This is a genomic window from Catellatospora sp. NPDC049133 (assembly GCF_040648455.1).
Taxonomy (GTDB): domain Bacteria; phylum Actinomycetota; class Actinomycetes; order Mycobacteriales; family Micromonosporaceae; genus Catellatospora; species Catellatospora aurea.
Window position 1 is genome coordinate 41,704 of sequence record NZ_JBEZDT010000055.1, and the last position, 6,168, is coordinate 47,871.

Genomic DNA, 6,168 nt, shown 5'->3' on the forward strand with positions numbered 1-6,168 from the left:
GGGTCCCGCGTGACCGCGGTCGGCACGGCCGCAGTGGACACCGGCGACGCCCAGCTGCGCGGGCAGTACCTGCGCGAGGTGCTGGAGCTGCTCTACCCGGGCTGCTCCACCGCCACCGAGGGCCGCCGCGTGGTGGAGTACCTGGCGATCCCGGACGCCCGGCGGTGCAAGCTGCTGGTGCCCGCGGGCTCCCGCCGGGTCGCCGCCGCCGCGGTGCGCCGGTTCTCCGAGCCGCAGGGCCGGCTGGGCCGGCTCAAGCGCGACGCGGTCGCCATGGCGCTTCGCTCCGGCGCCTGGTCCACGCTGGTGCGCGACCGGGTCCGGCTGACCTCCCGGGAGGGCGGCACCGACACCGTCGACCACTTCCTGTCCACCGCGCTCGGCACGCCACTGCAGGTCAGCATCCACATCGGACCGGTGCGCGCCAACCGCAAACCGGTCCTGCAGCTGCTCGACCCGCGCGGCGGCACCATCGGCTTCGCCAAGTTCGGGGTCGGGCCGCTCACCCGGCGGCTCGTGCGCGCCGAGACCGCGGCCCTGTCCGCGCTGTCCCACGTGCAGCTGCCCGAGATCGTGGTGCCGAGCATCCTGCACGCCGGCCAGTGGCGGGGCATGCAGGTGCTGGTGCAGTCGGCGCTGCCGGTGTGGGAGCCGCGGGTGCCGCTGTCGCCCGCCCGGCTGCAGCGCGCCATGGCCGAGGTCGCCGGGGCCTGCGGGCTCACCCAGGGCTGGCTGGCCACCAGCCCGTACTGGGCGGACCTGCGCAATCGCCTGTGCCAGCTCGTCGCCGACACCCCCGAGGGCTCGGGCCGGGCCGCGACCGAGGTGGCGCAGCTGTTCGAGGCGGCGCGGGCGCTGGTCGAGCACGCCGCGGAGTTGAACCTGCGCTTCGGCGCGTGGCACGGCGACTGGGCCCCGTGGAACATGGCCAACGTCGCCGAGTCGCTGCTGATCTGGGACTGGGAGCGGTTCACGCCCGGGGTGCCGCTCGGCTTCGACGCTGTGCATCACGACCTGCAGCGCCAGATCCAGGACGGGGTGGACGCGCAGACCGCGGTCGAGTCCACGGTGCGGCAGGCGCCGGCGCTGCTCGCCCCGTTCGACGTCGCGCCCGGCAGCGCCGAGATCGTCGCGCTGCTGTACCTGGTGGACCTCGCCACGCGGTACCTCAGCGACCGCCAGGCCGAGGCCGGGGCCCGCCTCGGCGTCACCGGCACCTGGCTGCTGCCCGTGCTGATCCGCAAGGTCCGGTCCCTCTAGATGAACCCCGTTCCGGTTCCCGTGCAGCTGACGCCGCCCCGGCGACTGCGCGGGATCCGGAGCGGGTCTCGCGCCAACCCGCCCATGGAGAGCCAGTGAAGACGTCGAACGTGCCCGAGTCGGTCAAGCGGGTGGTCCACATCGGCTCCCGCTCGGTCGGCTGGATGACCTCGGGCGCGCGCATGCTGCCGTCGTTCCTGATCTGCGGCGGTCAGCGGTGCGGGACCACCTCGCTCTACCGGGCGCTGGCCGCGCACCCCGCCGTGCTCAAAGCGGTGCTGCACAAAGGTGTGCACTACTTCGACACCAGCTACCACCGCGGCCGGGCCTGGTACCAGGGGCACTTCCCGCTGCGGCGCACCGCCGCCCGCATCGAGCGGGAACTGGGCGTACGCCCGCAGACCTTCGAGTCCAGCCCGTACTACCTGTACCACCCGCACGCGGGTGCGCGCATCGCCCGCGACCTGCCGGACGTCAAGCTGATCGTGCTGGTCCGCGACCCGGTCGAGCGCGCCTACTCCCAGCACGCGCACGAGGTCGCGCGGGGCTTCGAGACGGTCGCCGACTTCGCGCAGGCGCTCGAACTGGAACCGGCCCGGCTGCGCGGGCAGCGCGAGCGGCTGCTGGCCGACCAGCACGCGTACTCCTTCTCGCACCAGCACCACGGCTACCGCTCGCGCGGCGAGTACGCCGTCTACCTGCGCCGCCTCGCCGAGCAGGTGGGCCGCGACCGGATCCTGGTGGTGGAGAGCGAACGTTTCTTCAGCGACCCGCGCCCGACCTACGACGAGGTGCTGACGTTCCTCGACCTGCCGCAGCTGAGCTACCCGCAGTTCGAGCAGCACAACGCCCGGCCGCGCAGCGCGCCGATGCCGGCCCGGCTGCGCGCCGAGCTGACCGCCCACTACGCGCCGCATGACGCCGAGCTGGCCGGCTGGCTGGGCCGTACCCCGAGCTGGCGCGCATGAGCGGGCGCCGAGCAGCACCGGCCACCGGCGCGGCGCGCGGCAGCGGCGGAGCCCGCAGCAGGGGCTCGGCCCCTGGTAGCGGCAACGGCGCGGTACGCGGCGACACCGGCGCGGCCCGCGGCGGCGGCGTCGGGCTCGCCGACGTTCCGCCAGGTCTGCCGGGTCAGCCGGGTTCCGCAGGTCCGCCACCGCCGGGCGGCTCCGGCGACACCGCCGGCCTGGCCCGGGGTGGCGTCGCCAACCTCGCCGGCGCGGCGCTGGCCGCCGTCGCCGGGGTCGGTGTCACCTGGCTCGTCGCGCGCGGGCTGGGCCCGGTCGCGGCGGGTTCCTTCTTCGCCGCCACCTCGGCGTTCGTGCTGGTCGGCGGCATCGCGCGGCTGGGCACGACGACAGCACTGGTCTACTGGCCGGCCCGGCTCCGGGCCCAGGGCCGCCCCGAGCTGATCGGTCCGTGCCTGCGCAGCGGGCTGGTCCCGGTCGCGGTGCTCGGCCTGGCGCTGGGCATCGCGGTATGGCTGTCCGCCGAGCGCTTCGTGCCCGAGTACGCCGCCCCGCTCACCATGCTTGCCCTGTTCCTGCCGGTGGCGGCGCTGTCGGAAGCGCTGCTCGCGGCGACCCGCGGCTACCGCATGATGCGCCCGACCGTGCTGCTCGAAAAGATCATGCGGCCCGCCACGCAGCTGCTGTGCGTGGGCTCGCTGGCCGTGCTGGCCCTGTCCGACATCGTCTCGCCGCCGTCCACCTGGGCGCTGGCCTGGGTGCTGCCGTACGTGCCGGGGGCCGCGATCGCCGGGTTCCTGGTGTGGCGGCGCTGGCACCACGAGCCGACGCTGACCCGCCGCGACCGGATCGCCGCCCGGATCGAGGGGCGCACCGTGGGCTCCGCGTTCTGGCGCTACACCGCCCCCCGCGCACTGGCCAACGCCGCGCAGACCGCGCTGCAGCGGGTGGACGTGCTCATGGTCGCCGGGCTGGCCGGGCTCGCCCCCGCTGCCGCGTACGCCGTGGCCGGTCGCTTCGTCGTGCTCGGACAGCTCGCCAACGGCTCCATCGCCCAGGTGGTGCAGCCCCGGCTGGCCGAGACCCTCTCGGTCGGCGACCGGGCGGGCGCCCTGCGGCTCTACCAGACCGCCACCGCCTGGCTCGTGATGATCAGCTGGCCGCTGCACCTCATCGTGGCCACCTACGCCGACCTGTACCTGGGGCTGTTCGGCGCGACCTACACCGCGGCCGCCCCGGCCGTGCGGGTGCTCGCCGCGGCGATGCTGATCAGCACCGGCTGCGGCATGGTCGACATGGTGCTCTCGATGGCCGGGCGCACCACCTGGAACCTGATGAACGTGCTGCTGGCCCTGGTCACCATGGTCGCCATCGACCTGGTCGCGATCCCCCGGCTCGGCGTGCTCGGAGCCGCCATCGGCCTGGCCGCCGCGGTCGCGGTCAACAACCTGCTGCCGCTGGCCCAGCTCGCCACCTCGATGCGGCTGCACCCCTTCGGCTCCGGCACGCGGACCGCGATGGCACTGGCCGCCACCAGCTTCGGCGTGGTGCCCTGGCTGGTGCGGCTGGTCGTGCCGAGCCAGCCGGTGGGCGCGGGCGCGGCCCTGGTGCTCGCCGCCGGGGTCTACTTCGGCGGGCTGCGCCGCTTCCAGGACCGGCTGGGACTCCCGGCACTGCTCGCCGCCGCCCGTCCCGGCCGCAGGAACACCGTCAAGACCGCTTCGCAGGGCTAGCGGAGCGGAAGCACCGACAGCACCACTCAGAGAAGAAAAGGAACACGAACCGCATGCGCGCCGACTACACCGAGATCTTCCAGGACGAGGCGACGGTCGAGAAGTACGAGCACGTCGTATACGCCCCGGACAGCTACGCCTCGGCGATAAATCGGCGCCAACGCGCCTACCTGCGCCGCCTGGCGAAACGGGCGTTCCCCTACCGCCGCCCCGTGCAGCACGACTTCGCCTGCGGCACCGGGCGGGCCATCCGCATCCTGCACGGGCTGGTCCGCGGCGCGCACGGCTACGACACGTCCGCGGCGATGCTGGCCAAGGCCGAGGAGGTCGGCGCGTACGCCGAGCTGCACCTGGTCGCCGCGGAGGGCGAGGTGCCCGACCCGACGCCGACCGAGATCCCGGCCCTGGTCACCATCTTCCGGCTGCTGCTCAACGTGGACAACGACGTGCGCGAGCGGGCCATCGCCTTCTCCGCGAAGGTGCTGCCCAACTACGACGCGGGCCTGCTCGTGGTGGAGAACCACGGCAACCGGCACTCGCTGCGCCACCTGCGCCACGCCCGGCACACCGGCTCGCCCTGGTTCGCCGAACTCGACCACACCGAGGTCGCCGAACTGCTCGACCGGCACGGCTTCACCATCGTCGAGCAGCGCGGCTTCGCGCTGTTCACGCAGGGCTGGTACGGCCGGCGCGGGCTGCGCACCCTGGCCAAGCTCGTCGACGACGTCGTCGCCCGCACCGGCTGGGGCGGCAAGTGGGCCGTGAACGTGCTGTACGTCGCCCGCCGCACCCGGTCCGTCGACTGACATGACCCGCCCGCTGCGGATCCTCGCCGGGGTGGCCACCGTGGCCATGCTCGCCACGTGCGGCTCCCCTCCCCCGGCGGACCGCGGCATCGCGGTGTCCCCGCCGCCCGGCTCCCCCGTCGCGCCCGCCGCGGCGGGCGGGCCGGTCGCCGCGCCCGCGACCGGCGCGCTGCTCGGCGCGTGGGTGCGCCCCGACAGCCTCACCCAGGCCGGCCGGGTCACCGGCGTCGTGGAGTTCGAGCAGGAGCTGGGGCGGCGGCTCGACGTCGTCAACACGTACCGCCGCCTGCGCGAGGAGTTCGGCACCAGCTCCGACCGGACTTTCCTGGAGTCCGGGGCGACGCTGATGTTCAGCTGGACCGGCGGGCCCAGCGCCGAGGTCGTCCTCGGCGACCACGACGACGAGATCCGCGAGCGCGCCCGGCAGGCGCGCGAGCTGGACGTGCCGGTGCTGGTGCGGCTGCGCTGGGAGATGGACCGGCCCAACCTGACCGCCGAGGTCGGCTCGCCGGAGGAGTACGTCGCCGCCTGGCGGCACACCCGCGCCCTGTTCGCGGACGAGGGGGCGGACAACGTGTCCTGGGTCTGGTGCCCCACCGAGGAGGGCTTCACCTCCGGCCGCGCCCCGGACTACTACCCCGGCGACGACCAGGTCGACTGGACCTGCGTCGACGTGTACGCCGGCTCCGACCTGACCCCCCTCGGCGACCTGCTCGAACCGTTCCTCCGCTGGGCCGCCGCCCACCCCCACCCCATCATGATCGGCGAGTACGGCGTCTCCCGCGCCTGGACAGCCGGCCAGCGCGCCTCCTGGCTCCGCGACGCCGCCGAGGTCTTCCGCCGCAACACCCAGATCAAGGCCGTCCTCTACTTCGAGTCCAACCCCGACAACCGCACCCCGGCCGGCGAATTCGCCCTCCGCCCCGACCCGGCCCCCCTTGAAGCCTTCCGCGACACCGCCACCCACCCCCACTTCCGCCGCTGACCCCACCCACCGCCCCACCGCCCCACCACCGCACCACCGCACCACCGCGCCACCGCCCGCATCGCCGCGTTGATCATGAACTTATGGCACGGTTCGACGGCGTGTCACTGCCCCAACTTCATGATCACCGCGACGGCGCGGTGGAGATCTGCGTTCGGGGGCAGAGACGCCGTGCCGGGTGTGGCAGTCGAGGCGGCCTACCCTGCGAGCCCGGTCAGGCCCCGCGGTGGGCCCGAGCCGCATCGCCGCCCCGAACCGCGGACGAACCCGCTGGTCACAGACCCGAAGCGTTAACAAGGGCACCTTCTACATCGCGGAGCGGGTGGATTCCAGTGGTCGTTGCAACACTGCTGGTTAGTTGGTGGTGTTGAGCAGTTTGGTGAAACGCTCGGCTGGGGTGTCCCAGCCGAGCGTTT

5 protein-coding genes are annotated in these 6,168 nt (G+C 73.9%); all 5 read left to right on the plus strand.

All coding sequences use genetic code 11. The features are described from left to right. The first annotated feature begins 9 nt into the window (after positions 1–9). The 5 genes from AB0B35_RS39085 (at position 10) to AB0B35_RS39105 (ending at position 5,752) form a co-directional block, all read left to right on the plus strand. A complete protein-coding gene (locus tag AB0B35_RS39085) occupies positions 10–1,260 on the plus strand; it encodes a hypothetical protein (protein ID WP_360521923.1) in 1,251 nt (416 codons plus the stop codon). A 95-nt stretch (positions 1,261–1,355) separates the two neighbouring features. Beyond that, positions 1,356–2,228, plus strand: coding sequence for a sulfotransferase (locus tag AB0B35_RS39090; protein WP_361056082.1), 873 nt, complete (start codon positions 1,356–1,358; stop codon positions 2,226–2,228). Next, complete coding sequence (locus tag AB0B35_RS39095; protein WP_361056085.1) at positions 2,225–3,961, plus strand: polysaccharide biosynthesis C-terminal domain-containing protein; 1,737 nt, start codon at positions 2,225–2,227, stop codon at positions 3,959–3,961. Before AB0B35_RS39090 ends, AB0B35_RS39095 begins: the two co-directional genes overlap by 4 nt. 53 nt (positions 3,962–4,014) lie before the next feature. Continuing rightward, positions 4,015–4,767 carry an SAM-dependent methyltransferase gene (locus AB0B35_RS39100; RefSeq protein WP_361056087.1) on the plus strand — a complete coding sequence of 251 codons (753 nt, stop codon included), beginning with the start codon at positions 4,015–4,017 and terminating at the stop codon, positions 4,765–4,767. A 1-nt stretch (position 4,768) separates the two neighbouring features. Next, entirely contained in the window at positions 4,769–5,752 is a 984-nt protein-coding gene (locus AB0B35_RS39105; protein ID WP_361056090.1) for a glycosyl hydrolase, read from the plus strand. Positions 5,753–6,168: the final 416 nt, after the last annotated feature.

What these genes read in the sequence shown, in the direction of transcription:
- AB0B35_RS39095 (WP_361056085.1), top strand. Translation starts at nt 2,225, where the DNA reads ATGAGCGGGCGCCGAGCAGCACCGGCCACCGGCGCGGCGCGCGGCAGC.
- AB0B35_RS39100 (WP_361056087.1), top strand. Translation starts at nt 4,015, where the DNA reads ATGCGCGCCGACTACACCGAGATCTTCCAGGACGAGGCGACGGTCGAG.
- AB0B35_RS39105 (WP_361056090.1), top strand. Translation starts at nt 4,769, where the DNA reads ATGACCCGCCCGCTGCGGATCCTCGCCGGGGTGGCCACCGTGGCCATG.